The organism is Plantibacter sp. Mn2098 (genome assembly GCF_049319745.1).
GTDB lineage: Bacteria > Actinomycetota > Actinomycetes > Actinomycetales > Microbacteriaceae > Plantibacter.
Genome location: NZ_JBMOUH010000003.1, coordinates 315137 through 341582, shown reverse-complemented (window position 1 = coordinate 341582; position 26446 = coordinate 315137). Strand labels below are relative to the sequence as shown.

At 66.7% G+C, this 26446-nt stretch carries 29 protein-coding genes and 1 tRNA gene; 18 read left to right on the top strand and 12 right to left on the bottom strand.

The window, feature by feature from the left end; translation table 11 throughout:
* The first annotated feature begins 46 nt into the window (after window positions 1-46).
* The 4 genes from ACL9RL_RS07080 (at window position 47) to ACL9RL_RS07065 (ending at window position 5142) form a co-directional block, all read left to right on the top strand.
* A complete protein-coding gene (locus tag ACL9RL_RS07080; protein ID WP_422779508.1) occupies window positions 47-586 on the top strand; it encodes a hypothetical protein in 540 nt (179 codons plus the stop codon).
* Between the two features lie 76 nt (window positions 587-662).
* Window positions 663-950, top strand: coding sequence for a hypothetical protein (locus tag ACL9RL_RS07075; protein WP_422779507.1), 288 nt, complete (start codon window positions 663-665; stop codon window positions 948-950).
* A gap of 324 nt (window positions 951-1274) precedes the next feature.
* Window positions 1275-4121: a phage tail tape measure protein gene (locus tag ACL9RL_RS07070; protein WP_422779506.1), complete on the top strand. Its 2847-nt coding sequence runs from the start codon at window positions 1275-1277 to the stop codon at window positions 4119-4121.
* A 121-nt stretch (window positions 4122-4242) separates the two neighbouring features.
* Window positions 4243-5142, top strand: coding sequence for a hypothetical protein (locus tag ACL9RL_RS07065; protein ID WP_422779505.1), 900 nt, complete (start codon window positions 4243-4245; stop codon window positions 5140-5142).
* 215 nt (window positions 5143-5357) lie between these two features.
* Here the strand turns inward: ACL9RL_RS07065 and ACL9RL_RS07060 are convergent, their stop codons facing one another.
* Window positions 5358-5657, bottom strand: a complete 300-nt coding sequence (locus tag ACL9RL_RS07060; RefSeq protein WP_422779504.1) for a hypothetical protein — start codon at window positions 5655-5657, stop codon at window positions 5358-5360.
* A gap of 45 nt (window positions 5658-5702) precedes the next feature.
* On the opposite strand from ACL9RL_RS07060, the gene ACL9RL_RS07055 reads away from it, so the two are divergent.
* Window positions 5703-6110: a hypothetical protein gene (locus tag ACL9RL_RS07055; RefSeq protein WP_422779503.1), complete on the top strand. Its 408-nt coding sequence runs from the start codon at window positions 5703-5705 to the stop codon at window positions 6108-6110.
* A 110-nt stretch (window positions 6111-6220) separates the two neighbouring features.
* On the opposite strand, the gene ACL9RL_RS07050 is transcribed toward ACL9RL_RS07055, so the two are convergent.
* The 6 genes from ACL9RL_RS07050 to ACL9RL_RS07025 form a co-directional block, all read right to left on the bottom strand.
* Complete coding sequence (locus tag ACL9RL_RS07050; protein WP_422779502.1) at window positions 6221-6607, bottom strand: hypothetical protein; 387 nt, start codon at window positions 6605-6607, stop codon at window positions 6221-6223.
* Complete coding sequence (locus ACL9RL_RS07045) at window positions 6604-7005, bottom strand: hypothetical protein (protein ID WP_422779501.1); 402 nt, start codon at window positions 7003-7005, stop codon at window positions 6604-6606. Before ACL9RL_RS07045 ends, ACL9RL_RS07050 begins: the two co-directional genes overlap by 4 nt.
* A 61-nt stretch (window positions 7006-7066) precedes the next feature.
* Window positions 7067-7513: a hypothetical protein gene (locus tag ACL9RL_RS07040; RefSeq protein ID WP_422779500.1), complete on the bottom strand. Its 447-nt coding sequence runs from the start codon at window positions 7511-7513 to the stop codon at window positions 7067-7069.
* Window positions 7514-7641: 128 nt separating this feature from the next.
* Entirely contained in the window at window positions 7642-8511 is an 870-nt protein-coding gene (locus ACL9RL_RS07035) for a type II secretion system F family protein (RefSeq protein WP_422779499.1), read from the bottom strand.
* A complete protein-coding gene (locus tag ACL9RL_RS07030) occupies window positions 8508-9377 on the bottom strand; it encodes a type II secretion system F family protein (protein WP_422779498.1) in 870 nt (289 codons plus the stop codon). Before ACL9RL_RS07030 ends, ACL9RL_RS07035 begins: the two co-directional genes overlap by 4 nt.
* Window positions 9374-10639: a CpaF family protein gene (locus ACL9RL_RS07025; RefSeq protein WP_422779497.1), complete on the bottom strand. Its 1266-nt coding sequence runs from the start codon at window positions 10637-10639 to the stop codon at window positions 9374-9376. The genes ACL9RL_RS07030 and ACL9RL_RS07025 overlap by 4 nt, the downstream gene beginning before the upstream one ends.
* 126 nt (window positions 10640-10765) lie before the next feature.
* Here ACL9RL_RS07025 and ACL9RL_RS07020 point away from each other — a divergent pair, with 126 nt between their 5' ends.
* From ACL9RL_RS07020 to ACL9RL_RS06975, 10 genes are all read left to right on the top strand, one after another.
* Window positions 10766-11395 carry a hypothetical protein gene (locus ACL9RL_RS07020; protein ID WP_422779496.1) on the top strand — a complete coding sequence of 210 codons (630 nt, stop codon included), beginning with the start codon at window positions 10766-10768 and terminating at the stop codon, window positions 11393-11395.
* On the top strand, window positions 11376-11597 hold the full coding sequence (locus tag ACL9RL_RS07015) for a hypothetical protein (protein WP_422779495.1): 222 nt from the start codon (window positions 11376-11378) through the stop codon (window positions 11595-11597). Before ACL9RL_RS07020 ends, ACL9RL_RS07015 begins: the two co-directional genes overlap by 20 nt.
* A 9-nt stretch (window positions 11598-11606) precedes the next feature.
* A complete protein-coding gene (locus tag ACL9RL_RS07010) occupies window positions 11607-11951 on the top strand; it encodes an iron chaperone (protein ID WP_422779494.1) in 345 nt (114 codons plus the stop codon).
* Between the two features lie 76 nt (window positions 11952-12027).
* Window positions 12028-12756, top strand: a complete 729-nt coding sequence (locus ACL9RL_RS07005) for an SGNH/GDSL hydrolase family protein (protein ID WP_422779493.1) — start codon at window positions 12028-12030, stop codon at window positions 12754-12756.
* A 152-nt stretch (window positions 12757-12908) separates the two neighbouring features.
* Window positions 12909-13913 (top strand): ABC transporter substrate-binding protein, encoded by a 1005-nt coding sequence (locus ACL9RL_RS07000; RefSeq protein ID WP_422779492.1) that lies wholly within the window; start codon window positions 12909-12911, stop codon window positions 13911-13913.
* Window positions 13910-14731 carry a class I SAM-dependent methyltransferase gene (locus ACL9RL_RS06995; protein ID WP_422779491.1) on the top strand — a complete coding sequence of 274 codons (822 nt, stop codon included), beginning with the start codon at window positions 13910-13912 and terminating at the stop codon, window positions 14729-14731. Before ACL9RL_RS07000 ends, ACL9RL_RS06995 begins: the two co-directional genes overlap by 4 nt.
* Window positions 14703-15848 carry a FecCD family ABC transporter permease gene (locus tag ACL9RL_RS06990; RefSeq protein WP_422779490.1) on the top strand — a complete coding sequence of 382 codons (1146 nt, stop codon included), beginning with the start codon at window positions 14703-14705 and terminating at the stop codon, window positions 15846-15848. Before ACL9RL_RS06995 ends, ACL9RL_RS06990 begins: the two co-directional genes overlap by 29 nt.
* Window positions 15845-16630, top strand: a complete 786-nt coding sequence (locus tag ACL9RL_RS06985) for an ABC transporter ATP-binding protein (RefSeq protein ID WP_422779489.1) — start codon at window positions 15845-15847, stop codon at window positions 16628-16630. The genes ACL9RL_RS06990 and ACL9RL_RS06985 overlap by 4 nt, the downstream gene beginning before the upstream one ends.
* A 36-nt stretch (window positions 16631-16666) precedes the next feature.
* On the top strand, window positions 16667-17845 hold the full coding sequence (locus ACL9RL_RS06980) for an ROK family protein (RefSeq protein WP_422779488.1): 1179 nt from the start codon (window positions 16667-16669) through the stop codon (window positions 17843-17845).
* 4 nt (window positions 17846-17849) lie between these two features.
* The gene (locus ACL9RL_RS06975; RefSeq protein WP_422779487.1) at window positions 17850-18572 is read left to right on the top strand and encodes an NAD(P)H-hydrate epimerase; all 723 of its coding nucleotides are present in this window, start codon (window positions 17850-17852) and stop codon (window positions 18570-18572) included.
* Window positions 18573-18623: 51 nt separating this feature from the next.
* Here ACL9RL_RS06975 and ACL9RL_RS06970 read toward each other — a convergent pair whose 3' ends face one another.
* Window positions 18624-20588, bottom strand: a complete 1965-nt coding sequence (locus ACL9RL_RS06970; protein WP_422779486.1) for an anthranilate synthase family protein — start codon at window positions 20586-20588, stop codon at window positions 18624-18626.
* 286 nt (window positions 20589-20874) lie between these two features.
* On the opposite strand from ACL9RL_RS06970, the gene ACL9RL_RS06965 reads away from it, so the two are divergent.
* Together ACL9RL_RS06965 and ACL9RL_RS06960 are read left to right on the top strand one after the other, a co-directional pair.
* A tRNA-Leu gene (locus tag ACL9RL_RS06965) sits at window positions 20875-20956 on the top strand.
* Window positions 20957-21094: 138 nt separating this feature from the next.
* Window positions 21095-21838, top strand: coding sequence for a DedA family protein (locus ACL9RL_RS06960; RefSeq protein WP_422779485.1), 744 nt, complete (start codon window positions 21095-21097; stop codon window positions 21836-21838).
* A 98-nt stretch (window positions 21839-21936) separates the two neighbouring features.
* Here ACL9RL_RS06960 and ACL9RL_RS06955 read toward each other — a convergent pair whose 3' ends face one another.
* Complete coding sequence (locus ACL9RL_RS06955) at window positions 21937-22848, bottom strand: cation diffusion facilitator family transporter (protein WP_422779484.1); 912 nt, start codon at window positions 22846-22848, stop codon at window positions 21937-21939.
* A gap of 125 nt (window positions 22849-22973) precedes the next feature.
* Between ACL9RL_RS06955 and ACL9RL_RS06950 the strand changes: the two genes are divergently transcribed.
* Entirely contained in the window at window positions 22974-24146 is a 1173-nt protein-coding gene (locus ACL9RL_RS06950) for an anhydro-N-acetylmuramic acid kinase (protein WP_422779483.1), read from the top strand.
* Window positions 24147-24258: 112 nt separating this feature from the next.
* On the opposite strand, the gene rdgB is transcribed toward ACL9RL_RS06950, so the two are convergent.
* The 3 genes from rdgB to murI are packed head-to-tail and all read right to left on the bottom strand — an operon-like array spanning window position 24259 to window position 26425.
* Window positions 24259-24855, bottom strand: a complete 597-nt coding sequence (rdgB, locus tag ACL9RL_RS06945) for an RdgB/HAM1 family non-canonical purine NTP pyrophosphatase (protein WP_422779482.1) — start codon at window positions 24853-24855, stop codon at window positions 24259-24261.
* Complete coding sequence (gene rph, locus ACL9RL_RS06940) at window positions 24852-25589, bottom strand: ribonuclease PH (protein WP_422779481.1); 738 nt, start codon at window positions 25587-25589, stop codon at window positions 24852-24854. The genes rdgB and rph overlap by 4 nt, the downstream gene beginning before the upstream one ends.
* A gap of 2 nt (window positions 25590-25591) precedes the next feature.
* The gene (murI, locus tag ACL9RL_RS06935; protein WP_422779480.1) at window positions 25592-26425 is read right to left on the bottom strand and encodes a glutamate racemase; all 834 of its coding nucleotides are present in this window, start codon (window positions 26423-26425) and stop codon (window positions 25592-25594) included.
* Window positions 26426-26446 lie beyond the last annotated feature (21 nt).

The window sequence follows — 26446 nt, the reverse complement described above, 5'->3', positions numbered from 1 at the left end:
CACGCCCACACCAGAACCCTCGCCATGCGCGAAAGAAGGAGACACCATGTCACTCGACTACCTCAAGGCCCAGATCAGCACCGTCCGTCAGGAAGCGGCACGCGCACAGACCTTCCACTCCGAGGAAGCCCAGCGCATCAGTCGCGACCCCAACTTCACAGATGCGTACAAGGACGAACTGACGAAGACCAACACGGAGACGGCAAAGACCAAGCTGCGGGATCTCCGCGAGAAGGAGAAGGCGCTTGTCGCCGACAAGGCCAAAGAGATCGAGAAGGCCCTCGACGCGAAGGCCGGCCACACTGGATCCGACATCATCGCGTTCCGTGACGCACAAGACCGGGCAGAGAAGATCTCTGACGCAGACGAAGCCGAACGCATCATCGCCCGCGCCCTCCGCAACAACGACGACACCCTCGCATACGCCGTCTTCCGCCGAGCACTCGAAGCGCGATGGGCCAAAGCCGTCAACCTCTTCGCCGACGAGAAGCCCGACGCAACCGAAGCAGCGAAGGACCTCGTCAACATCCGCGAAGAGCAGACCAACAACTTCGAACGAGCCATGCACTACGCCTACTTCGGCTGACACCCCAGCACCGGCGACTCGGGCCGGCACCCTCACACGGTGCCGGCCCTTTCCATATCCACACAGCAAGGACCACATGAACCCACAACGAACGCAGTCGACCAACGAGGGCCTGACCAGCATCGTCACGATCAACGAGCGCACCATCGAACTCCCGGAAGAGGAAGGACGAACACTGTTCCTCGCCGCAGCCGCACTCATCAGCCGACGCGGCGGCCCACTCGTCATCGACAACAACACAACCATCGTCGTGACCGCAGCAACCCAGGTCACCATCAGCATCAGCGGCGGCTTCACCGATCAGTACAACCCACAAGGTGCGCTCGACCAAGCGTTGCGCACACGCAGCGTGCACGTCGTCTGAGCGGGCGCACAGCGGGTGAGCTGTAGGGCATGACGAGCACGACCAAGCAAGTCCTCTCGAGTGCTCGATCGAGGCCCACAACGGACGAATGAGACCCCACCCCGGGGTACCCCCACCCCTCGAATAGATGGACCTCCGGGGCTAGGCGATATCTCTCCCCGTCTTTTTTTTCCACAAACTGAGCCCTCGCAGGGCACAGAAGCATCAGGGCCAAATCCGGTTTCTCCGCGTGGGGGCACCGGGTTTCGGTCGTTTCACGACGCGCTCCGCGTCGACAACTGAACACCAAACTCTCATATCCGGTGGCAGGAACGAGAAGTAGGAATGGCTGATCGGACTGTCAAGGTCACGCTCACCGCGCACGTAGCGCAATACATCGCCGGCATGGAGAAAGCGGCTCAGTCAACCCGTGAGACGGGTACTGAGGCGGAGAAGCTGGCGCAGAAGAAGGACGCGTTCGACATCCTCGGACGATCGCTGCTCACCGTTGGCACCGTTGCAGGCGTCGCCGTCGGTATCGCGGTGGCGAAGTTCGCCGAGTTCGACCAGGCGATGTCGAACGTGCAGGCCGCGACGCAGGAGTCTGCGTCGAACATGGACCTGCTGCGTGCGGCGGCCTTGGATGCGGGTGCATCGACGGTGTTCACGGCTACGGAGGCCGCGAACGCGATCGAGGAGCTCGGGAAGAACGGCCTCACGACGCAGCAGATCCTCTCCGGCGGGCTGAAGGGTGCGCTGTCTCTGGCGTCTGCAGGTCAGTTGGATGTTGCTCGCGCGGCTGAGATCGCATCGGTGTCGATGAAGCAGTTCGGTCTCGCCGGCGGGGACATCCCGCACGTCGCTGACCTGCTCGCTGCCGGTGCCGGTAAGGCTGCTGGTGACGTCGATGATCTCGCTCAGGCGCTTGCTCAGGCGGCTCTTGTGGCGCATCAGACGGGTCTGTCGATCGAGGACACCACTGGCGTGCTTGCTGCGTTCGCCGACCAGGGTCTGATCGGTTCTGACGCTGGTACGTCGTTGAAGACGATGCTGCAGCGCCTGACTCCTCAGTCGAAGGAAGCTGCTGACGAGATCAAACGCCTGAACGTCGAAGCGTATGACGCGAATGGTCAGTTCGTCGGCATCACGACGGTTGCTGGGAAGTATCAGGCGGCTCTGTCGAAGCTGACTCCGGAGCAGCGGAACGCGTCGTTGCAGATCATCTTCGGTTCCGATGCTGTGCGTGCTGCGAGCGTGTTGTACAGCGAGGGTGCTGATGGGATCCAGAAGTACATCGACCAGACGAACGATTCCGGGTACGCGGCCAAGGTCGCAGCGGACCGGCTGAACAACCTTGCCGGCGACGTGGAGAAGCTTGGCGGATCCTTCGACACTGTCCTGATCAAGAGTGGCAGTGCGGCCAACGACATGCTTCGCGGGATGGTCCAGGCCGTTACTGCCGTGGTCGACGCATACGGGAATCTGCCCGGGCCGGTGCAGGGCGCGGTTCTGGGAATTGGCGGCGTCGTCGCTGCGACAGCACTCGCTGGCGGCACCTTCCTCACCATGGTGCCCAAGGTCGCCGAGTTCCGTCTCGCGCTGGAAGAGCTCGGGCCGAGGGCGCAGGCAACAGGGCGCATCATCGGCGGGGTTTCGAAGGCCCTCGGTGCTGTCGCTACCGTCTCCACCGCGATCGTTCTCCTCGATGCGTGGCAGACGGCTGTAGAGAGCGCCGCTGTCTCGTCGGAAGAACTCGCGAACGCGCTCACGACGTCGACCAGCGCGGCCGATGTGTTCGCGAAGACCTTGACCAATAAGGGCTCCGCCGCGATGCCGGACTACAAGCCGTTCATCGAGGACATGGGACGACTCAAGGATGTCCTCGCCGAGAGCGCCCACTACAGCAAGGACTTCTTCGGCGAGGCTCTCAAGACGCTCGACCCGATGGTGAACGAGCTCGATGACTTCGCCGACGGCTGGGGAAAGCTCGGCAAGGAGATGGCAGCACTCGCAGGCTCGGGAGGCATGCCGACCGTCGCCGCGAACCTCAGCCGGATCAAGGAGGAAGGGAAGCTCACGCGAGACGAGCTCTACCAGCTGATTTCCGAATCGCCGGAACTGCTCGCAGCGCTCACCGCTCAGGCCACGAGCGCGGGACTTGCCGCGGACAAGAACAACATCCTCGCGATCGCACTCGGGAAGCTTGGACCGGCCGCTGAGGCGCCGAAGAAGTCTCTGGAGGAGATCGCGGGGGTGGCGGTTGATACGAACGAGGCGATCGACGAACTGGCGAAGCAGATCCGCGGTTTCGGGTCCGCTCAGTTCGATGTCGAGAAGTCCACGAACTCGTTCTATGACTCGCTCGACGCGCTCAAGGCGCTGATGGATGAGGGCGGCGGAAGTCTCAACCAGCTCACCGATCAGGGCCGCAGCACCAGCGATGCCATGCTCGCTGTGGCGTCCTCAGCGAACGATTCCGCCGGCGCGATTGCTGCAGTGGGTGGCTCGACGGAAGCGATCGCCGCCCGTCTCAATGAGGGCCGTCAGCGAATCATCGATACTCGGATCGCGCTTGGGGATAGCGCTGAGGCGGCTTCTGCTTACGCCGACCGTCTCATCGCGACGCCCACTGCGATTCAGACGCAAGTCACTCTCCTGGGCGCAGAGGACGCCAAAGCCAAGCTGCAGGACCTGCAGGCCGCCATCGGGAAGTTGCGCGATGTGTTCTTGTCGCTGCCTGTCCTCGGTGGCGGAGGTAGCGGGAGTGGCATGGCGAACGGTGGCACCCTCGACTTCTACGCCGATGGTGGCACTCGTGAGAACCATGTGGCGCAGATCGCGCCGGCTGGTTCGTGGCGGGTGTGGGCTGAACCGGAAACGGGTGGTGAGGCGTACATCCCTTTGTCGCCGTCGAAGCGTGTCCGGTCGTTGAACATCTGGCAGGAGACCGGGCGTCGTCTCGGTGCTCAAGGGTTCGGTTCCGGTGCCGTCGTTTCTGCTCCCCAGTACGCCAGCTCGTCGATGGCTCAGACGATCAACGTCTCTCCGACGATGGGCGACCGCCCGATCATGATGGACGGGAAGTTGTTCGGTGTTATGCGACAGATGGCGAACGGTGAAGCACAGATTGTCGTCCACGACGCCCTGAGTGCTGAGTCGGATCGCTCCCGCGCGGGCTCACGACGGATCTAGCGCTCAGCCCCGTCTGGGCTCACCTTCGGGTGAGTTCAGACGGGGCTGAAGCCTGACGGAAATTAGAGAGCAGATATGGATGACCGACTTATTTCGCCAAATCACATGTAGGTTTCTTCTCATGCCTAAAGACCCGACTAACGTCATCGTAGATTCCCTGACACTTCGCTTCGTTGGGAAAGGAGAGGACGGTTCCGACCTTCACGAGCTTCGCGCGTCTCACGTCGCTGAGGTTCTGCAGGGACTCGTGGGGCTAGCGAGCGATTTCGACAAAGCGGGCGTGTTCAATGACGAGGGGCCGGCGAATTCCGAGGTGCTCGTAAGACCGGCTCAAGAGGGATCGTTCCTCATGGAAGTTGTCCGGGTCGTTCAGGAGAACTGGGAGCTTGCTGCTGCTGTCGGTACTGGCCTCGGCGTACCGTCCCTTGCTCAGGTGATCTGGTGGTCCACCAAGTCTGCCCGCGCCGAAGTGCAAAACTTCGACCACCTGGCAAATGGCAATGTCAAGGTGACTTGGCAAGACAACAGCGCTGAGGAAATTCCAGTTGAGGCGTGGGACGAGCTACAGAAGCGCGACCGACGTCGTAAGAAGCAGCTGCGACAGATCATGGCGCCTCTCAGCGACTCACGAGTAACATCGCTGGACGTTGCGAGCGCGCCGACAGCGGCAGAACCGGACAAAGAGCTGTTCGTTCTTTCGCGGCCCGATTATGATGCGGTGAAACCAGATGACGACATCGACGAGAAGTCGGATACCGTCGACATCGAGGCTCAGATGTCAGCGATCGATTTTGATGACTCCACGCGGTGGAGAGTCAAGACGAAGAGCGGTACCCGAGCGGCGACCGTCGAAGACAAGGCGTTCCTCGCCCGCGTTGCAGGGGGACTTGCTATCCGCAAGGGTGATATTTTCAAACTGAAGATTCGCATCGACACGACCATCAAGAACGGCCAAAAGCGGACCACATGGACAGTGCTCCGCGTGGAGGATCACAGGAGGGCAGCGGGTGACGACGACTAACAGACACCACTCGCGCCGCCGGTTAGACGTAGCCAGCCTCCTGCTCTGCCTCTCAGGTGTGCTCTCTGGCGCCCTCTGCTATTGGCTCGTCACTCACCATGGAGTGAGTGTTTTGATCCTCGTTCCCTCCATCGTGGCTGCCACTATCGGTGCAACCCACCTCACCAAGCACGAAGCAAACCGCCACTGACCTGCCCTCAGCCCCTCTTCATCCTTCACGGGATGAAGAGGGGCTGTTTCGTCATTCCAGTCACCGGTTCTTGGGTGGTTCGGCGGTCCGTCGACCAGTCCGCTCTGCGGTACGTCGTACAGCACAACGTGTCGGCTTCTTCCAGCGACGGCTTCGACCCCATGAGGACTCGTTTCCCCGGGTCGAGGTCCCACGATAGAACGAAGTACACATCCTGTCCGCGTCGATCCTTGCGCCGTTCGATGATCGCCTTCGGCAGCACCGGGTCACCACGCATCACCAACCACGTGTTGACGTCGAAGCGAATAGGTCTCGGCTTGCTCACGGTAAGAGGCTAGTTAGTAGCTCCGACTTGCGTGTGTTCACACTATTGAGCGAGGACAGCTACCTCCCGAAAATCGTGGTGCACCTGCAACGGTTGGTCTCAGCCGAAGCCGCAAACCATCTCGATGGTCTGACTGAATTCGTTGAGAGCCGCCTCGCTCCCGAAAAGATCGGCCGGCCACATATGAGGTTCTTCCAATCCGATTCCAACGACGACTCATCAACCGTTGACGTGACCGACGCCGAGCTCGCAAACAGCTACATCTACGGCTACGCAGTCAAGGAGGACGAAGCCCACCGTGAGCTCATCCGGCTCCTGGGCGCGAATTCGCTGCCGACTCGCCTAGCAATTCTTTCGCAGGTGTCGTACCTAATGCAGACGGTGTTCGTTGTGCGAAAGCAGGTCGAGATGATGGCGGACAGCGCCGGCGTGGCCGTGACGGTCGAACATTAGATTGACGTTACGCGAGCTCGACGTGTGCGTTACCTCGAATACGACTGGCGCACTTGAGGTAACGCGGCAGAGGAACCAGCTCAACAGCAATCACCGCGGCCAGCGGCTACTTATTCGGGGATGACGCTCGGCTCAACGACGGGGGGGACTGCGGGCAAGTCGAGCTCGAGATTCATCGCTCCGGCCTGCGCGAGGAGGGCTTGGCGGCATAGGTCGTACAAAAGCTCTGCCCCCACCTCTTCAACCCAGCGGACGACGTTCGCCTCGCTTAGAGTTCCTTCTGGATAGCGATCCTTTTCGGGCAAGAAGGCAACTCCGAGCCCCTGCGCCCGTCCGCCGCGATTCTTCACGACCAGTCGCGCAAGCACCAATGCAGACCCGCGCTTGCTGTTCACCGTCACGAACGAGCGCCATTCCAGCGTTTCGTCGTCAACCTCTTGCTGGATTGCTTGGACGTCGATCCGACGAAGCTGCAAGTCGAACGAGATGTTCGTCATCCGAGTCTGGCCAATTCCGCGGCGTCTGTCTCGATGTCGGTCGCCTCGCCCTCGTCCCAAATCTGCTCCGCGAGGTGACTGACGTCATATGCTTCCACCGCGAAGTACGTCGACAGACGTGGCGTCACGCGGTAGGAAATGAGGGTGTCCATAGCAATAGAAAGATGCCTCAGCTCCGTGAGGTTCAGGTTCACCGAGCCCTCGAGGATGCTAGCGAGAGAATCGCTGTCGATGCCCATCTTGCGCGCTACCGCATCGATCTGGAGCCCAGAGACGTCGAAAGCGCGCCGGAGCGAGGCGAACAAGCCACGCTGCGCATTCAAGATGGAGTCCGCCGCGTAGCTCTTGCGTGCCGCGCCGTCGCTAACCGGCCCAAGCCACTGCTCAAGATCTGTCATGTGCGTGCCCTCCTCTTGGGCGAATATAGCAGGTGGTCATGACCAGGTGCCCGCACAAGCGCTACACCTCCTGCCAGACTTCCGCCCTGTCCGAAGCCTCCACAATGGCAGCATTCTGCTCAGCTGCGTCGTCTGGACCGTTGGGCTTGGTAGCCAAGTGGAGCGCGAGGAGCGAGGCGATCGGCAGGACAGGCTCAGCGAAGTACAGCCGCACGAGCCTCATGGTCTTGCCGAACACGGTCCCCGGCGCGGCTTCCATGAGGGGACGCAACTCAATGATGTGATCACGGAGCTCCATTACCTTCGCCTCCGGGTTCTTGCCTCCGAAGTTCAGCGTCCCGCACTGTGCGGACCACAGCAGGCCACGCAACTGAGCCCAATAGTCCTGGTGCTCGGTCTCAGTCATCTCAGGGTCGAGGTCGTTGTCGTGCATCAACTTTGCTTCTGCTCGAAACTCGGGCACCGAGAAATCCCATGTGTTGTGTTCGACCTCTTGGTCGTCGCTCATCCCGCACTGGCATCGGTGTCCGGTGGGCAAAGCAGCTCGGAACATCCACACTCCCGTCGCCAAATTTTCCCCAGTGTAGCTGTTGACTCGGCAATGACAGGGCACCATAGGTAGAGAAGAGGTTTTAATTAGCACTTGACAGGGACGAGCATCGCGACCTCTTTTTTGCCGGCCGATTCGAGCAGCCGCCGTTTGGCCGCTTCCCGGCTGTCTTGCGCCTGCGAGCGGAGCACCGCTGCGACGGGCGTGCCGCGTTCGAGCGCTCCGATGACCTGATCGGCGCATCTGGTGACCGGTACGCACGAGAGTCGTGCGTCCAGCGCTCGGAGCGCCACGGTGAAGGGCACACCCGTACGGACTTCGGCCGTCAACGTGCGGAACTCCCCACTCAGTTCGCCGCCTGCGATCCGGGAGACCCTGGCGATCGCATCGGTGATCGCCTCCCCCGCTGCGAGGCTGAGGCTCAAGAACTCGAGGATCGTGGGCAGTTCGTCCTCGACGCGGCGGATGCGCCGACGTGCGGCCTGTTGCAGCAGCTGGTCGCGCACGGCGACCCCGCAGACGGCGGCGACGATCGGCACCACAGCGGCGAGCGCCACGGGCAGCGTTCCGGCGAGGTACCCGCCGATTGTTCCCCCGGCGCCGATGACGAAACCGACGAGCCCGCAGCAGAGTTGCACAAGACGATACCGGCCGATGTCCGGCGTTCCCGCCTGCCCCAGCCGGAGCGCGAGCACAGCCGGGTTGCCGAACATCGCGCTCAGCAGCCGCCCGAGGCGGACGACCCCCGGAGACAGCAGGATGCCGAGCACTGGCAGCGGGTCGGCCGTGCGCTTCCGCGCGTGGGATCGTGCGGCAGCCGAGACGTCCACGAGATGCGGGCACACTCTGTCGATCAACCGAGGCGTCCGCAGCGGCGGCACAAGATGGGCCAGCGACCACAGTCCCAACCCGAGCAGTGCGCCGAGGCAGAGCGCCCAGCCGGAGAGGTCGCTCATCGGAACCACCGGCGTTCGGTGTCGAGACGGCCGACGCGGAGCATGATCCGGTAGGCGAACACCGACACCACCGCACCGGACACGATGAGCACAACGCCCGGCTGCGAGTTGTACGCCTCGGCCGTCTCGGGACGGGAGGCCAGGAGGAGCAGGATGATCCACGATGACGCGACGCCGAGCCGCGCAGCATTCCGCACCCACGACTGCCGCGCCTCCGCCTCGGCACGGACCGCCGCGTCATCACGCAGGTGGGCTGCGAGTGCTTGCAGGACGGCCGGCAGATCGGTGCCGCCCACATCGCGAGCCATCCGCAGCGTCTCGATGATGCGATCGGCCACGGGATCGGCGAGCGCGTGCTTCAAGGAATCGAGACTGGAGGCGAAGTTGCCGGTGGTCCGGCTCTCGACGACGAAGGCGGTGAAGGCGGGTCGCAGCACGATCGGCCCGACGCTCGCGAGGGTCGCGACGCTGTCCGGCAGCGCGAGTCCGGACCGGACGCCGGACACGAGGTGGTCGACGACGTCGGGCCACAACGTCCGCTGCATCCGGCGTCGGGCGACGGCGCGTGAGCGCAGCATCGCGATGGGCGCGAGCAACCCGGCGATGCCGACCGTGCACGTCAACGGCATGACCTGACACGCTCCGTGCGCCGCGCCAGCTGCGAGCACGGCCCCGAGCACGCTCACGGCGAGGAACGGCGCCCAGAAGCGGTCGGGCAGACCGGCGAGCTGCATCGTCTCACGGAGGGCCGCGATCGGGCCGAACCGCTCCACAATGCCGCGGATGCCGGTGGTTCGCGGCCACAGCCAGTGGCTGGCGACGAGGAGGACGCCGGCCGCGAAGACGGCGGAGACGATGGCGGTCAACGCGCCGCCCACCCGAGGAGAGCGGCAAGGTCGATGCCGACGGCCCGGTACTTGTCATCGCGGATCGGGTGCCGGCCGGTGGCGACGAGTTCACCGTCCCGTCGTTCGAACAGGGTCGAGGTCTCGATGAGCGTGCCGGTGGTCGTGCCGCTCACGGCGAGGACTTCGACGATCTGGCGCCTGCCGGTGCTGGCGAGTTCGCAGTGCACCACGAGGTCGATGCAGCTCGCGACCGTGGGAAGCACAAACGCGGAATCGATGTTGCGGCCGGCGAGCAACGGCAGCGTGCAGAGCTTCGTGAGGGCGTCCCGACCGGTGTTCGCATGGATGCTGCACATGCCGGGAAGCCCGCTGTTCAACGCGATGAGGAGGTCGAGGCTCTCGGCTTCCCGCACCTCCCCCACGACGATGCGGTCCGGCCGCATCCGCAGGGCTTCCTTGATGAGTCTGCGGAGCGTGATCTCCCCCGTTCCCTCAAGGCTCGGTTGTCTGCACTGCAGCGCAACGACGTCGCGATTCGGCGGGGCGAGTTCGAAGGTCTCCTCGACGGTCACAATGCGTGCGGCGGGTGGCGCGCTCGCGATGAGCGCGTTGAGCAGTGTGGTCTTCCCGGCCTGGGTGGCGCCGGAGACGAGGATGTTCGCACCCGCCAGGACGCTCGGGCGCAGGAAGTCCGCGGCGTCATAGCTGAGGGATCCGGCGGCCACGAGATGCCCGAGGTCCCGCACCCGGGCGGAGAACTTGCGAATGTTGACGGAAACATGCCGTCTTGTGACGTCCGGAATCGCGACGTGCAGCCGCGAACCGTCCGGGAGAGAGGCATCCACGAATGGGCTGGAGAGGTCGACACGACGACCCGTGGACTGCAGCATCCGTTCCACCAGATCCCGGACGGCGGTCTCGGTCAGCACCGTCTCGGTGAGTTCCGGGATACCGCCGCGGGCCACGAACACCCTCGTCGGCTCGTTGATCCAGATCTCCTCGATCGACGGATCATCCAAGTACCCCTGCAACGCCCCGAACCCGGCCACCGATGCCAGCACCTCGGACGCCAGCCCCGCTTCATCCGCAACGAGCGGACCCGAACCGCTCATCGCCCGCTCGTTGTAGCGTCGCACCTCATCGATCACGATGCGCCCGACGGCGCCATGAGCGTCGTGCGCGCCGCCGCCCGTCCGCCCGCCGGCCACACCCAGCGCATCGTTCCCCGACCGCACCCGCTCACGAACCCGACCCGTGATGTACTCCGCTGCAGAATCCATCCGAGCAGCATGCAGGAACCAGCCACTCCCCCGTCAAAGTTGTCCACAGGTGCTGGGAGCGGCGGTTTTGTGCACAATTCTCACGCGCCCGCATCGACGCGCTCTGAGCCTGCCTACGCTCGGGCCATGACATCTCAGGCATTGGCACGCTGGGGCACCGCTCGACGGGCGGCGCTCGACCGGCTCGAACGGGTCCACGCTGTGGTCACCGGCGGCCTCGCCGGGCGTCCACACGACGTGACGGAGCTCAATCACGCACTGTTCCTTCGCCTCGCGGCCGAGATTCAGGGCTTTTGTCGCGACATTCACGATGAAGCGTGCGATGTGATCTGCGCTCCACGGCACGTGCCGAACACCGATGTCAGGGCTGCGTTGAAGGCCCGGCTTGTCGCCGGTCGGAAGCTCGACACCGGTAACGCCGGTCCCGGGAACATCGGCAGCGACTGGGGGCGGTTCGGGATGACCTTGTGGCCGGGCTTGGCCGCAGCATATCCGGGGGTGCGCGGAGCCACGGATTGGAACGCACGACTCGAGTGGCTCAACACAGCTCGAAACGGGATCGCTCATAACGACCCGGCGAGGATCGCCGCGGCTCACGGAGAACACTCGCTGACGATGCACACGTTCCGTGTGACGCGTCGCCGACTGGACAGATTCACTTCTGCGCTCGACGCTGTAACAGAGGCATACTTGATGACAACGTTGAGCATCGCATCGTGGACACGAGGAGGAGCCGATGACGATCAAGCATCCTGAAGCGACCGAGTCCGTTGTCGCTGCACGGCGCGGAGAGTTAAAGCCCGGCGACCGCGTCACCGTGACGTTCGGTCGGCGCGACGCAAGTGGCATCGTCCTGTACAAGACGATCACCGGTAGCTACAACGTCAGTGTCACCGTCGAAGGCGCCGACGAGCCGATCACCACCGTCCACACCCGCGACGAGATTCGCGCCGCATAGCGTGACGACGTGAACGACTCGATCGAGGACGCACTCGCCGAGGTGCCGGAGCCGCAACGGGACGCGCTGCTGCGCGTCATCGGCATCGCCAGGGGCATCGCACCGGACGCCGTCGATGGCGTGAGCTACGGGATGCCGGCCCTCAAACTCCACGGCCGACCACTGATCGGCGTCGCCGCCACCGCGAAGCACCTGTCGGTGTTCCCGTTCTCGCCGGCGGTCGTGGAAGCCGTCGCCGACCGCCTCGCCGGCTACTCGCTCTCGAAGGGCACCATCCGCTTCACCGTGGACACGCCGCTTCCGGAGGACGTCATCAAAACGATCGTGCGGACCCGACTCGCCGAACTGGGCTGAGCCGACGCCGACGAACCGGACCGGCCGATACCGCCGGCCGACCCAGCCGATCCGGCGTCCGCTCCGAACTCCAGACATGACCAGCAGCCCGCACACCCCGACGACGAACCACCCCAGGCTCCACCTGCGCCTGCGCCGGGCGGCGATGGCCGTCGTCGCCGCGACGATGCTCGGCGTCGGGCTGGCGGGGTGCACCACGGCGACGTCCTCCGCGATCCCCATCGGCTCGAATCGCGAAACGCCGCTCGTCGCGTTCTACGGCGACTCGTACACACTCGGCACCGGTGCGAGTTCGCCGGCGAAACGCTGGTCGACCATCATCTGCGAGGAACGCGGTTGGGAGGAGTTCAACCCCAGCGTGAACGGGCTCGGATTCGTCAACAACCGCAACGGTTCCGGCCCAGGCAGCGGAGACCTCCCCTCGCTCATCATCAACGAGCAGCCCGACATCGTGTTCATCACGATGGGCCTCAACGACAACTTCAGCTACGACTTCGCCGCTGCGAGCATCCACGCCCAGATCAACACCGATCTCACTCGGCTGCACAAGGCGCTCCCCCACGCCCGCTTCATCGTGGTCGAACCGTTCTGGTACACCGACGAACGCCCGGCATCGCTGCAGGTCATCATCGGCTGGGTGGCGGACGCCGCGAAGGACATCGGAGCCGACACGATCCCGGGAGCCTCGCACTGGATCGAGGGACACCCGGAATGGATGGCGGACGACGGGCTGCATCCGAACGACGCCGGCTACGCGCACATGGCCTTGGAGATGGATGCGGCATTGAAGACGCTCGGACTGTGACCGCCGCGCGCGCCACGGATCAGGCGCAGATCAGGCTCGGATCGGGCACGGACTGACCGTCTCCGGGCCCAACTCAAGGGTCGCCGACGAGCGCGATGACCGGACCTGGGTGGATTCGACCGGCCGCTTCGACGTGCCCTACAGTACCGTTCATGGCAATGATTCTCAATAAGGCGATGATCCCCCTCGTCGCCTCCGCTCTTGTGCTCACCGCGTGCGCATCTCCGGCGGCCGGCACATCCTCCCCTTCAGCGGCAGCAGCGCACATCGACAGCTGCGGCATCACCCTCGACGTCACCACTCCGCCGACCCGAGCCATCACGATGGACCAGGGCGCCACCGAGATGCTCCTCGCCCTCGGCCTCCGCGACCGCATGATCGGCACCGCCTACCGGACCGATGTGATCGGCGCCGAATTCGCCGACGACTACAAGCAGGTGCCGGTGCTCTCGCCCCAGTACCCGACGACCGAGCAGGTCCGCGAGCAGAACCCGGACCTCGTCTACTCGATGCGGTCCTCGGCGTTCGGCCCAGATGCGGCCGGGAGCCGCAAGGACCTCGTCGCCCTGGGCGTGCCCGCCTACCTGTCGTCGAACGACTGCGAAGACCAGTCGCTCATCGCACCGGCCGGCTTCGACCAGATCAGCCACGAGATCACCGAGCTGGCGACAATCTTCGGTGTCCAGGAGCGCGGCGCCGCGCTCGTCGCGAAGCAGCAGCAGGTCCTCGACGACCTCGCCGCCGCGAAACCGCTGCCCAAGGCGCCCTCCATCGTGTGGCTCTACTCCACGATCAACGGCTCCCCCATCGTCGCGGGCTCGACCGGACTCGCGAACGTCATGACGACCCTCGCCGGCGGCACGAACGCGTTCTCCGATCTGAAGAGTCAATGGAGCGAAGTGAGTTGGGACGACATCGCCCAGCGCAACCCCGACGTCCTCGTGATCGCCGATTCGACACGAGGCATCGCCGGCGACAGCGCAGCGGACAAGCGCGCGTTCCTGACCTCCGACGCCGTCACCTCGAAGATGAGCGCGGTGCTCGACGACCGCATCATCCCGCTTCCGGCGACCGAACTGGATCCGTCCGTCCGCAGCATCCAAGCGCTCCAGCAGCTCTCGACGAGCCTGCACGCCTTCGCGGGAGCACAGCAGTGAGCGGCGCATCGAACACCACGGCCGGCGGAGCAGCACCGTCCACGTCCGAGCTGGCACAGCCATCACTCGTCACGCGCAGCAGGGACCTCCTGACCGCGTGGGATGCGCAACAGGCGGCGTACATCACCGGCCGCGAGGCGCGTTTTACGATGATGCTCGACATCCTCGAACACGTCCTCCCGCCCGACGGCGTCGTCCTCGACCTCGCGTGCGGCCCCGGCTCCATCACGGCCCGGGTCCTGGACCGGTTCCCCGACGTCACCTGCATCGCCGCCGACTACGACCCGGTGCTCCTCGAACTCGGCCGGAACGCCCTGGCACACCACGGCGACCGCGTCCGGTTCGTCGACGTCGACCTGTGGGACGCGGAGTGGACCTCAGCGCTCGGCGATGCGCGGCCCGACGCCGTCCTCAGCTCGACCGCACTGCACTGGCTCCCGGCCGATGTCCTGGCGCGTGTGTACGGCGACCTCGCCGCGACCGTCGCACCGGGCGGAGTTGTGCTGAACGCCGACCACTTGCGACACCTCGACGGTCGACCGCTCTTCGAGGAGCTGAGCCGCCTGGACGACGAACGAACCCAGCAGCGCGATCGCGCGGCCGGCGCGAAGGACTGGGACGGCTGGTGGGCCGACGTGACCTCCGTCGCCGAGTACGCGGCCCTCGCGGTGGAACGGGACCGTCGCTTCGCGCACCGTCCGCCGAACCCGGAGCTGAGCCTCACGTTCCACGTCGAGGCCCTGCGCATGGCGGGCTTCGCAGAAGCGGGCCCCGTCTGGCAGCACTTCGATGATTACATCGTCCTCGCTCGCCGCTGAGGCCAGAGCGACGTCTCCCGGTCCGCCCGTCTCCACGGTGGCGGGCCGGGAGGCTTCTGGTGAGCACCTGGGCGGTCGCGGTCGGCCGCAGAGGCTGCGTCGGCGCACGGACCGCGTCGGAGGCGCTTGGCTCCCCCTCGCCCTCGTCGCCCTCGTGCTCCTGGTCGCATTCGCCGCGGTCACGATCGGCGGCACGGTGACGCCAGCGCAGACGCTCAGCTCCATCGCCGGCCACCTCGGCCTCCCGGTCGCACCGCTCTCCCGCCTGACGGATTCGATCGTGTGGGAGCTCCGACTCCCGCGTGTGCTGCTCGCCGCGATCGCCGGCGCCGGACTCGCCTGCTGCGGCCTCGTCCTGCAGGCCGTCACCCGCAACGCCCTGGCGGAACCGTATCTGCTGGGCATCTCCTCCGGCGCCTCGACGGGAGCGGTCGTTGTGCTCGTCCTGGGCCTCGGCGGCGGCGCGATCTCACTCGCCGGCGGCGCGCTCGTGGGAGGCCTGGCGGCCTTCGCACTCGTGTTCGGGCTGATGGGCGGCCGATCCGCCGGCGCCGGGCGGATCGTGCTGGTCGGCGTTGTGGTCGGCCAGTTCTGCTCGGCCGTGACCTCCCTCATCCTCATGGCGTGGGGAGACGCGGATTCCACGCGCGGACTCACGTACTGGCTGCTCGGCTCGCTCGCCGCCGCCAGGTGGTCATCGGTCCTCCTGTGCGCTGTGGTGGTCGGCATCGTGATCATCGTCCTGCAGTCACGGGCGTCCTCGCTCGACGCCTTCGCGTTCGGACGCGATGCGGCAGCATCCCTCGGTGTCGATGTCGGCACCACCAGGATCGTGGTCCTCGTCTGTGCGGCGCTCGCGACGGCGGCGATCGTCTCATCGGTTGGCGCCATCGGCTTCGTCGGGCTCATCGTCCCGCACGCGGCCCGCCTCCTCGTCGGCGGAGCGCATCGGGTCCTCGTCCCGACGTCGGCACTCGCCGGCGCCGTGTTCCTGATGCTCGCCGATGCGGTCGGTCGGCTCCTCTTCGCGCCGCAGCAGATCCCGGCGGGTGTCATCACGGCGCTGCTCGGCGTCCCCGTGTTCATCATGATCCTGAGCAGAAGGGAGCGGGCGTGAACGCAGCGCACCTCACTGCGACGGGCGTCGGCGTCGCCATCGAGGGCCGCCCCATTGTGCAGCAGGTCGACCTCGATGCGGAACCTGGATGCACCGTGGGCATCATCGGTCCGAATGGCTCCGGCAAGTCGACCCTCCTCCGCGTCCTCGCCGGGCTCACGACACCGACGACCGGGCGGGTCCGACTCGACGGGCGAACGGTCGGCGGAGGAGGCGGGCTCGGGCGACGCGACGTCGCCAGACGGCTGGCCTACGTCGAGCAGTCCGCCGACACGGACGTCGACCTGCGGGTCGAGGAGGTCGTCGCCCTCGGCCGGCTGCCGTTCCGCCCGCGGATGGCCGGACCGACCGCTGACGACACCGACCGATGCTCCGCAGCACTCGCGCAGGTCGGCCTGGCCGGATTCGAGCACCGCCGCTGGCGATCGCTGTCGGGTGGTGAACGCCAGCGGGTCCAACTGGCCAGGGCGTTCGCGCAGGATCCGGCCGCGATCCTCCTCGACGAACCGACCAACCATCTCGACCTGCATCATCGCTTCCTCCTGATGGACCTCCTCCGCGAGTGCGGCGCGACGGTCGTCATCGTCCTGCACGAGCTCGACGCAGCCGCCAGGCACTGCGACGACCTCGTGCTCCTGGACGGCGGACGCGTCGTTGGCGCCGGGAGCCCGGGCGACGTGCTCACCGCTGAGAGCATCGAGCGCGTCTTCCGGGTGCGCGCCGAAGTCGACCGACGCCCGGACGGACTCGCCCTCCGCTTCCTCGGCAGGTCGGGCGCCTGAACGCAAACCGCTCGGATTCCGGCTAGCGTGGCGCATGTGATCGATCTCCAACGCATCCCCGTGAGCTCCCCGGCCGGCGTGGCCGTCTTCCGCACCGTCCTCGGGCACGGACCGATCGCGCGCGTCGACATCGCGAGGCGCACCGGGTTGTCGCAAGCGGCCGTCACCAAGGCCGTCACGCCGCTGCTCGCAGCCGGGTACCTCGCCGAGTCCGGCGGCGGCCGGCAGGAGAACGTCGTCGGGCGGCCCGTGAATCCGCTCGTCGTGCGGAGCGAGCGGGCCAACATCGTCGGCGTCAAGATCACCGCCGACCGCATCTACGGCGTACTGACGGATCTCACCGCAGGGACGATCGCGGCGGCCTCGGCCGTGAGCGCATCGCTGTCGGTCGAGGACGTCGTCGACACGATCACGGCCCTGGTCGACGAGCTCGCGCAGGCGGTGCCCGCCGCAGAGATCGCCGGCGTCGGGGTGAGCGCCTCCGGCGACGTCGACTCGGCGCACGGGGTCGTGCGGGACTCTCCGAGGACCACCTGGCACCACGTGCCGCTGCAAGCCCTGCTCGAGGAACGCCTCGACCTGCCGGTCGTCGTCGACAACGACGTGCGCGCACTCGCGCGAGCCGAGCAGGTGTTCGGGCTCGGTGTCGGCTCCTCGTCCTTCGCCCTCGTGACGATCGGTTCCGGGATCGGCTGCGGTCTCTACGTCAACGGCGACCTCGTCGAAGGGGCGAACGGGGTGTCCGGTGAGATCGGTCATCTCCCTCTCGCTTCAGGCGGTCTCGTCTGCAGCTGCGGCCGTCGTGGCTGCGTCGAGACCGTCGCGTCGTCGTCCGCCATCCTCGAACGTGTGCGTCGCGGCACCGGCCGTCCGGATCTCACGCTCGCCGAGGCGTTCGCCCTCGCCCACGCCGGTGATGAGGTCGCGACCGCGGCGTTCGCGGCCGCCGGCGACGTCATCGGCGCCGCCCTCGCCGTGCTCGTGAACCTCATCGGTCCGGAGATGGTCATCATCGCGGGCGAGGGAGTCGCGGAATTCGACCTGTACAGCGACCGCATCAGGCGCACCTTCGCCGAGCACGCCTTCGGCGCAGCGGCCGACTGCGAGATCGTGCTCCGTTCGCACACCTTCGACGATTGGGCGAGGGGTGCGGCCGTGAGCGTCATCCGCCAGATCGCGTCGGGTGGTCGGGCGGACCGGACGGACGAGAGTTGACGACATGATCGACGGATACGCAGCAGCCCAGGTCCGAGCAGCAGAAGCGCCGCTCATCGCGGCCGGAGTGCCGCTTATGCAGCGCGCGGCGGCCGGGCTCGCCGTCGAACTGCGTGAGCTCCTCGTCAAACGGCTGCGCGATCGGGATGCGGCGGACGGCGATTCCGGCCGCATCGTGCTCCTGGTCGGCTCTGGCGACAACGGCGGCGATGCGCTCTACGCCGGGGCTACCCTCGCGTCGGGCGGCGCCGAGGTGATCGTCGTCCGCACGAGTGCGAGGGTCCACGCAGACGCGCTCTCGGCCGCGCTTTCAGCCGGCGCACGTCAAGCGGCCGGCGCTCCAGCCGACCCGGAGGTCGCGCTGGCGGCAACGACGGGCGCCGACATCGTGGTCGACGGCATCATCGGCACCGGGACCAGTCCGGACCCGACACTGCGCGGAGCCGCGCGCGAGATCGTCGAGGCACTCCTGCCCGTCGTCCAGTCGCCGCACGGTCCGCTCGTCGTCGCCGTCGACCTGCCGAGCGGGATCGACGCCGACGAGGGCACGGTCCCCGACGGCGCCGTCCTGCCGGCCGAGGTCACGGTGACGTTCGGCGCGGTCAAGGCCGGCCTGCTCATCCCGCCTGGCGCGGGCTTCGCCGGGGACGTGCGGCTCGTCGACATCGGGCTCGGCCCATCGCTCGCAGACGTCGAGCCCCTCGTGCGCGTCGCCCGCGAGCTCTGATCGGGCGACGCGCGACACCGGCCTCTGGCGGCCGACAGCGGCCGCCGACGCTCAGACGGACGCGGCCGTCCCAACGAGCGCGTGGCTCGCGAGCGATTCGAGCGCCAGAAGGCCGTCACGCGACAGCACGGACTCCAGGTGTCCCTGGACCGATGCGAAGCCATTGCCGCGCGTCGCGAACACGTCTCCGGTGGCGGCGTCGAGCGCGAACTCGACCGGGCGCGCCAGATCGGCGCCTCCGTCGACACCGGCGTCGACACGCGCCGTGAAGGTGTTGTAGAAGCCGATGAGCGTCGGCTCGCCGAACAGGTCCACCTCCAGTTGCAGCCCCTGACGCGGTGCACCGAGCGGCACGATCGGGAGTCCCAACTGGTGCGCAAGGACCTGGTGGCTGAGACAGACGGCGAGCAGCGGGCTCCCCGCGCCGAGACGGGCCGCCACGATCTCCTGCATCCGGGCGATGCGCGGCTCTGCGAGATCCAGCGGGTCGCCCGGGCCCGGCCCTGCGACGAGGAGGTCGACGTCGTTGTGCTCGACCGCGGCCGCCGACCACGGCACCACGTCGACGCTCATCCCGAAGTGGCGCAACTGGTGGGCGAGCATCGCCGTGAACTCGTCTTCGGCGTCGATGATGCGCGCCGTGCGTCCCGCGAGCGCGCCGCTCGGCGCCGGGTGCTGCGGCTGCAGCCAGAACTGGGCGAGCCGGGCGTTCCGCGCGTTGAGCGCCTCGGCGACGCCGTCCTGCGCGGCGAGTTCGATCGCCTCACCGGCCGGCTGCGACGCGATCACGCCGAGTGCAGTCAGGATGCCTGATGCCTTCGCGGCCGTCTCCGCAACCTCCGACACCGGGTCGGAGTGGCGTACGAGGGTCGCGCCGGACGGCACCCGGACCTGCCCCTCCCCGTCGATGTACGCCGTGCGGATCAGGATCGGCGCGTCCAGTTCATATGCGCCATCGGCACTCGGGGTGAACCGGGCGAGGACGCCGGAGTAGTACCCGCGGGCGCCGCGTTCGTGCCTCGCGATGACCGAGCACGCGTTCTGCATCGGCGACCCGGTGACGGTCGGTGCGAACATCGTCAGGCGGAGCACCTCCCGGACGTCGAGGTCGCTCGTGCCCGCGAGCAGGTACTCGGTGTGCGTGAGCCGCGACATCTGGGCCAGGAACGGGCCGAGGATGCGACCGCCGGATGAGCACACGCGACTCATCATCTTCATCTCCTCGTCGACGACCATAAAGAGTTCCTCGGTCTCCTTCACGTCATCGAGGAACGCGCGGAAGGCGTCGGCGGTGAGTCCGGAGGCCGGGTGCCGGTAGGTGCCGCTGATCGGGTTCATGGTGACGGTGCGCTCACCGGAGTCCGCGTCGACGGCGACGCCGACGTGACGCTCCGGCGTCGCCCCGGCCATCGACACGTCCGGCGTGTGCACGGCGAAGGTCCAATACGCGCCTGACTCCCCGACGAGCAAGGCCCGCAACCAGGACAGCACAGCGGTCGATGCCTGCACACCGGCCACGGCCCGGTACTCGCGTCGGATGACGAAGTTCGCGCCCTCTCCTCGACCGATCTCATCGCGGATCACGGTGCGCACGATGTCGGCGTACTCCTCGTCCGAGACGTCGAACGCGCCGTCCGCGAGCGGCACCGGGGCGTCCGGAAGCGATGCGACGACCTGTTCGAGCGGCAGCACCTCGCGCTCACGCACGATGAGGCAGCGCAGCGGGGCGCCGTCGTCGATCGCGGCGAAGCCGCGCTCGCGCACCTGGCGGTAGGGGACGATCGTGAGGATCTCAGGGCGCTCGGGGTCGCCCTCGGCGCCGAGCGGGATGTCGGCCAGCCGATCGACGTCGACGACGTCACCCGAGAGGATGTCGACCGTCGCGCTCGCCTGCCGACGGATGATCGCGAACGGCACGTCCTCGCCGCCGACGATGCGCTGAAGGAGGCCGGACACCGCGACACCCTGATCCGGGGTGCCTGGCGCCGAAGTCTGCTGCGCTGACGAGATCTGCATGATTGGTCCTCTGGGTGTGGACCGCCGCCGCACGGCCGCCGAACGCGAAACGACCACCCTGCGGGGCGGTCGTTTCGTCGTGTGGGTACGAGCGATGTCCGCCTAGGAGGCGGGCCACCAGCTTCGGACGCACGGGGTTTGCATGGCGATGATCCTACACGGAAGCGCCGCCCGACCGCACGTCGTCCGGCGACGCCGCGTTACCAACCGAGCCTGGGAAGAACCTTACGAAGCTCAGGGAATCCTCAATGCGTGTGGGGTGCGCTCCCGTAGACTGATGCCACCCGCGGGAGTGGTGGAATTGGCAGACACGCAGGATTTAGGTTCCTGTGCTTTCGAGCGTGAGGGTTCAAGTCCCTTCTCCCGTACGTGAGCGACACTGTTCACCGTTCGTCGCGGACGCCTGACCTCCAGCAGGCCGATGCCGGCCGAGATCCGATCCACCTCGGCCGACCGACCTCCACGGCCCACCCGTCGGGCCCATCGAACTTCAGGAGCAGCAGCCAATGGTCCACACCGCACTCATCCCGTGGCTCGACCCGGAGGGCATCATCACGTCCGTCGGGCCGTGGGCGCTCGTCGTCGTCTGCGCGATCGTCTTCGCCGAGACCGGTCTCCTCGTCGGCTTCCTCCTCCCGGGCGACACCCTGCTCGTCATCACCGGACTGCTCACCTTCGGGCCGAACGCCATCATCCACATCGACATCTGGTGGGTCTGCCTGGCAATCGGTTTCGCGGCGTTCCTGGGCGGTGAGGTCGGCTATCTGATCGGACACAAACTCGGACCGAGGGTGTTCGAGAAGAAGGAATCGGGACTCTTCAGCATCAAGAACGTCGAGCGGACGAACGCGTTCTTCGAACGCTTCGGCGCCCTCGCCGTCATCCTGGCCCGCTTCGTGCCGATCGTGCGCACCTTCGCACCGGTCGCCGCCGGCATCGGCCACATGAACTACAAGAAGTACTCGCTCTACAACCTCATCGGCGCACTCATCTGGGGTGCCGGTCTGACGTTCTTCGGCTACCTCCTCGGGTACATCCCGCCGGTCGCCACGTTTGTGCAGAACTACATCGACGTCATCCTCATCGGCGCCGTCGTCGTCACCCTCATCCCGACGATCTGGCACTACATCCAGTCCACTCGGAAGGCGAAGCAGCTCCAGGGCAGCGTCACCGACGAGGAGCGTCAGGCCGCTGCGGCCAAGCTCGCGAACGAGGACGTCTTCGGCAAGCGCGACGCCGACAACGCCTAACCCCACACCCGCCGAGTCCTCCGTCCTGAGGAGTGGCTCGTCGCCGAGAGCGTTCTGCTGCCGGCCACGAGTTCTCCTCGGAACGGAGGGCTTCGTCGTTAAGCGTGGTGGGTGTCCTCGTGCGCTGCGTGCTCTTCGGGCTCCAGTTGGAACGTCGAGTGCTCGACGTCGAAGTGGTCGTGGAGGCACGAACCGAGCCGATCCAACAGGGCGCCGGTCGCCCCGTCCTCGAACACGCGCTTCTCGACGACCACATGAGCCGAGAAGACCGGGTGGCCGGAGGTGATCTGCCAGACGTGCACGTCGTGGACGGCCACGACCCCCTCGGTCCCGAGGAGGTGCTCGCGGATCTCCTTGACGTCCGTGTCGGCCGGTGCGGACTCGCTGAGCACCCGGACGACGTCCCGCAGCAACGACAGCGCGCGCGGCACGATCATGGCGGCGATGGCGAGCGAGGCGATCGCGTCGGCCTGGACGAATCCGGTCGCCATGATGACCACGGCTGCGATGATGACGGCGATCGAGCCGAGCATGTCGCCGAGCACCTCGAGGTAGGCGCCGCGCATGTTGATCGACGTCCCCTTGCCGCCGCGGAGCACGAGCAGTGCGCAGACGTTCGCGACGAGGCCGATGATCGCGACCACGAGCATCGTGCCGCTCTGCACCTCCGCCTCACTCGGCGTGATGAGTCGCGAGATGCCCTCGACGAGCACCGAGATGGCGACGGCCACGAGGATGAGGCCGTTGATCAGTGCTCCGAACACCTCGGCCCGCTGGTACCCGAACGTCTGGCGGTCGGTGGCCGGGCGTGCTGCGACGATCGTGGCGACGAGTGCGATCACGAGACCGGTGAGATCCGAGAACATGTGGCCGGCGTCGGCCAGCAGCGAAAGCGATCCGCTGAGCCAGGCGCCGACGAGTTCGACGATGAGTACCGTCCCGATGATCGCGATGGCGATCGTCAATCTGGTGCGGTTCGCTTGGTTGGTGTGTGCGTGATCGTGTGCCATGTCACTCTCACCGTACGAGGATCGCCCGGGGCACGCCAGGGGGTCGGGCAAGATAGGAATGATGCGCATGATCAACAAGGATCCGCATCCGCCCCCACCCCGAATCCCTTTGGAGGAATCACGGCATGCGCGTACTCGGAATGATCTCCGGCACGTCCCACGACGGCATCGATGCGGCGATCGTCGACTTCGAGCTGGTCGACGGCCGGCTGACCGGCACGGTCGAGTTCACCGACAGCACGCCATACCCGGAGGAGCTCCGCTCACGCCTCGTCGCAGCGCTCCCGCCCGCGCCGACGACGTTCGCGGAGGTCTGCGAACTGGACACGCTCATCGGCCAGGCGTTCGCGGCAGCGGCAGCCGACGCGATCGAGGCGGCCGGTCAGGTCGATCTCGTCACCACCCACGGGCAGACCGTCTTCCACTGGGTCGACGGCGGACACGCCAAGGGCACGCTCCAGATCGGTCAGCCGGCTTGGATCGCGGAGCGCACGGGCACGGTTGTCCTGTCGGATGTCCGGATCCGTGACATCACCGCCGGCGGCCACGGCGCGCCGCTCATCTCCTACATGGACAAACTGCTGCTCGCCGACGTGGACGGCACTCCGGCCGCGCTCAACCTCGGCGGCATCTCGAACATCACGATCGTCTCCCCCGACCGCGACCTCCAGGCGTACGACATCGGACCGGCCAACGCCCTCATCGACTCGGTCATCGTCTCGGCCGGCCTCAATGACCTCGGCTACGACGAGAACGGACGGATCGCCGCATCCGGCACGATCGACGAGGCGCTGCTCGCGGTGCTGCTCGCGGATCCGTACTACGCCGTCAGCGCTCCGAAGAGCACCGGCAAGGAACACTTCCACGGCACGTACATCACGGATGCGATCGCCGCCTCCGGCTCCACGCCGGCACCTGCCGACCTCGTGGCGACCCTCACCGAGCTGACCGTGCGAACGGTCGCGGCCGATGTCACAGCGGCGGGGGTGACCACCCTGGTCGTCTCCGGCGGCGGCTGCCGCAATCCGCTGCTCCTCGGCGGTCTGCGGTCGGCTCTGCCGGACGTGGACGTGGTCCTGTCGGATTCGTTCGGAGCGCCGGCAGACGACAAGGAGGCCATCGCGTTCGCACTCATCGGGTGGTGCTCCGCCCACGGACTCGCCGGAACGACGCCGGTCGGCACCGGCGCGCGGGAACCACGCATCCTCGGCACGTTCACACCGGGTTCAGGGCCGCTCACGCTGCCGACACCGCTCATCGAGCAGCCGCGATCCCTGTCGCTGCAGACGCGCGACTGACCGTCGACGCACAACGGGAACGGCGCCGGATCACTCCGGCGCCGTTCCCGTTGCAGCGCTCGCGCTCGATGCGGTGCGACCGCGTCGGGCACTCAGTTCAGCAGGGCTCTGCTCAGAGGAGCTTGCGCAACACCGGGACGAGATCGGCGAACGCGAGCGCCCGGTGGCTGACCTCGTTCTTCTCCTCCGGGGAGAGTTCGGCCGCCGTCCTGGTGTCCCCAGCAGGCACGAAGATCGGGTCGTAGCCGAAACCGTCCGCTCCCCTGGGCTCCGTTGTGAGGTCGCCGCGCCACTCGCCGATCGAGACGTGCTCGAATCCGCCGTCACCAGGGACGACGAGCGCGATGTGGCTGGAGAACATCGCACCGCGGTGCTCTGCGTGCACGTCGGTCAGCTGGTCGAGCAGGAGCGCGAGGTTCGCCGCGGCATCGTGCTGCGAACCGGCCCACCGCGCCGAGAAGATGCCCGGAGCGCCGCCGAGGATGTCGACGCTCAGCCCGGAGTCGTCCGCGAGGGCGATCTTCCCGGTGTGCTCGGCAGCAACCCGCGCCTTGATGAACGCGTTTTCGGTGAACGTCGTGCCGTCCTCGACCGGCTCCGGCCCGTCGTAGGCGACGACCACGAGGCCGGGGACGTCGCGCGAGAGCAACCGCTGGAACTCATCGACCTTGTGCTGGTTGTGCGTCGCCAGCACGACCTCGAGCGTCATCGGGCGCCGAGCGCCGAGCGCTGGATGTCCGCGAGCGATGCCGCGCCGCCGACCGCGAGGTCGAGCAGTGAGTTCAGCTCGTCGCGGTCGAACGGCGCACCCTCCGCCGTGCCCTGCACCTCGACGAACGCGCCACGACCGGTCACGACGACGTTCATGTCGGTCTCGGCGCGCACGTCCTCGACGTATGCCAGATCGAGCATGGGCACGCCGTCGATGATGCCGACCGAGACCGCGGAGACGCTGTCCGTCAGCGGCGTGGCCTTCTGCGCGATGAACTTCTGCTCACGAGCCCACTCGATCGCGTCCGCGAGGGCGACGTACGCTCCCGTGATCGCCGCCGTGCGGGTGCCGCCGTCGGCCTGGAGGACATCGCAGTCGATCACGATGGTGTTCTCACCGAGCGCCTTCGTGTCGATGATCGCACGCAGGCTCCGTCCGACGAGGCGCGAGATCTCGTGGGTGCGCCCTCCGACACGTCCCTTGACCGACTCGCGATCCATCCGCTCGTTCGTGGATCGAGGCAGCATCGAGTACTCGGCCGTGACCCAGCCGGTGCCCTTGCCCTTGAGCCAGCGCGGGACGCCGTTGGTGAACGACGCCGTGCACAGCACCTTGGTCCGGCCGTAGGAGATGAGCGCCGATCCCTCGGCCTGGTCGCTCCATCCGCGCTCGATCGTGATCTCGCGCAGCTGGTCGTTCGTGCGCCCGTCGGCGCGCAGGGTGTCGGTCATGGTCACTCCTCAGTGATCGTGGATGGCAGTTCGATGACGCCCGTCTGTACGAGCGAAACGGCTTGGATCTCGCGGCCCATGAGCCGGTTGGCGAGACTGATGAAGTCCTCGGCACTCGTGCCGGTGGCCTCGTAGCTGTGCGAGGGCGACAGCGGCGAGGTGCGGAGCAGGTCGCGCGTCACGAGCGTGCGGTAGACGTCGTTCGCGGTCTCGGTGTCGCTTGAGACGAGGGAGACGTCCGGGCCGAGCACGTAGCTGATCGCGCCCTTCAGGAAGGGGTAGTGGGTGCAGCCGAGGACCACGGTGTCGACGCCGGCGTGGCGCAGCGGTGCGAGGTATTCCTCTGCCGAGGCGAGGAGATCGCTCCCCGTGGTGATCCCGGCTTCGACGAACTCGACGAATCGCGGGCACGCCTGACCGTAGACCGTGAGGTCCGGGTGCACCTCGAACATGTCCTGGTAGGCGCGGGAGTTGATCGTCCCGACAGTGCCGATGACGCCGATGCGGCCGTTGCGGGTGCTCCTGATGGCCGTGCGGACGGCGGGCTGGATGACCTCCACCACGGGCACGGAGTAGCGCTCGCGTGCATCGCGCAGCATCGCGGCGGATGCCGTGTTGCAGGCGATCACGAGCATCTTGACGCCCTGGTCGACGAGGGAGTCGAGGACTTCCAGCGAGTACCGCCGGACGTCTGCGATGGGTTTGGGGCCGTACGGCGAGTGCGCGGTGTCGCCGATGTAGATGGTGGATTCTCCGGGCAACTGGTCGTTGATCGCGCGCGCAACGGTGAGCCCGCCGACGCCGGAGTCGAAGATGCCGATGGGTGCGTCGTTCACGATGTCCAAGCCTACCCTCGC

What these genes read in the sequence shown, in the direction of transcription:
- ACL9RL_RS07045 (WP_422779501.1), bottom strand. Translation starts at nt 7,005, where the DNA reads ATGACAGATCTTGAGCAGTGGCTTGGGCCGGTTAGCGACGGCGCGGCA.
- ACL9RL_RS06990 (WP_422779490.1), top strand. Translation starts at nt 14,703, where the DNA reads ATGATTACATCGTCCTCGCTCGCCGCTGAGGCCAGAGCGACGTCTCCC.
- ACL9RL_RS07005 (WP_422779493.1), top strand. Translation starts at nt 12,028, where the DNA reads ATGACCAGCAGCCCGCACACCCCGACGACGAACCACCCCAGGCTCCAC.
- ACL9RL_RS07050 (WP_422779502.1), bottom strand. Translation starts at nt 6,607, where the DNA reads ATGACGAACATCTCGTTCGACTTGCAGCTTCGTCGGATCGACGTCCAA.
- ACL9RL_RS06970 (WP_422779486.1), bottom strand. Translation starts at nt 20,588, where the DNA reads ATGCAGATCTCGTCAGCGCAGCAGACTTCGGCGCCAGGCACCCCGGAT.
- rdgB (WP_422779482.1), bottom strand. Translation starts at nt 24,855, where the DNA reads ATGACGCTCGAGGTCGTGCTGGCGACGCACAACCAGCACAAGGTCGAT.
- ACL9RL_RS07020 (WP_422779496.1), top strand. Translation starts at nt 10,766, where the DNA reads ATGACATCTCAGGCATTGGCACGCTGGGGCACCGCTCGACGGGCGGCG.
- ACL9RL_RS06950 (WP_422779483.1), top strand. Translation starts at nt 22,974, where the DNA reads ATGCGCGTACTCGGAATGATCTCCGGCACGTCCCACGACGGCATCGAT.
- ACL9RL_RS07000 (WP_422779492.1), top strand. Translation starts at nt 12,909, where the DNA reads ATGGCAATGATTCTCAATAAGGCGATGATCCCCCTCGTCGCCTCCGCT.
- ACL9RL_RS06955 (WP_422779484.1), bottom strand. Translation starts at nt 22,848, where the DNA reads ATGGCACACGATCACGCACACACCAACCAAGCGAACCGCACCAGATTG.
- ACL9RL_RS06975 (WP_422779487.1), top strand. Translation starts at nt 17,850, where the DNA reads ATGATCGACGGATACGCAGCAGCCCAGGTCCGAGCAGCAGAAGCGCCG.
- ACL9RL_RS07035 (WP_422779499.1), bottom strand. Translation starts at nt 8,511, where the DNA reads ATGAGCGACCTCTCCGGCTGGGCGCTCTGCCTCGGCGCACTGCTCGGG.
- ACL9RL_RS06960 (WP_422779485.1), top strand. Translation starts at nt 21,095, where the DNA reads ATGGTCCACACCGCACTCATCCCGTGGCTCGACCCGGAGGGCATCATC.
- rph (WP_422779481.1), bottom strand. Translation starts at nt 25,589, where the DNA reads ATGACCGACACCCTGCGCGCCGACGGGCGCACGAACGACCAGCTGCGC.
- ACL9RL_RS07015 (WP_422779495.1), top strand. Translation starts at nt 11,376, where the DNA reads ATGACGATCAAGCATCCTGAAGCGACCGAGTCCGTTGTCGCTGCACGG.
- ACL9RL_RS07065 (WP_422779505.1), top strand. Translation starts at nt 4,243, where the DNA reads ATGCCTAAAGACCCGACTAACGTCATCGTAGATTCCCTGACACTTCGC.
- ACL9RL_RS07040 (WP_422779500.1), bottom strand. Translation starts at nt 7,513, where the DNA reads ATGAGCGACGACCAAGAGGTCGAACACAACACATGGGATTTCTCGGTG.
- ACL9RL_RS07080 (WP_422779508.1), top strand. Translation starts at nt 47, where the DNA reads ATGTCACTCGACTACCTCAAGGCCCAGATCAGCACCGTCCGTCAGGAA.
- ACL9RL_RS07025 (WP_422779497.1), bottom strand. Translation starts at nt 10,639, where the DNA reads ATGGATTCTGCAGCGGAGTACATCACGGGTCGGGTTCGTGAGCGGGTG.
- ACL9RL_RS07075 (WP_422779507.1), top strand. Translation starts at nt 663, where the DNA reads ATGAACCCACAACGAACGCAGTCGACCAACGAGGGCCTGACCAGCATC.
- ACL9RL_RS07070 (WP_422779506.1), top strand. Translation starts at nt 1,275, where the DNA reads ATGGCTGATCGGACTGTCAAGGTCACGCTCACCGCGCACGTAGCGCAA.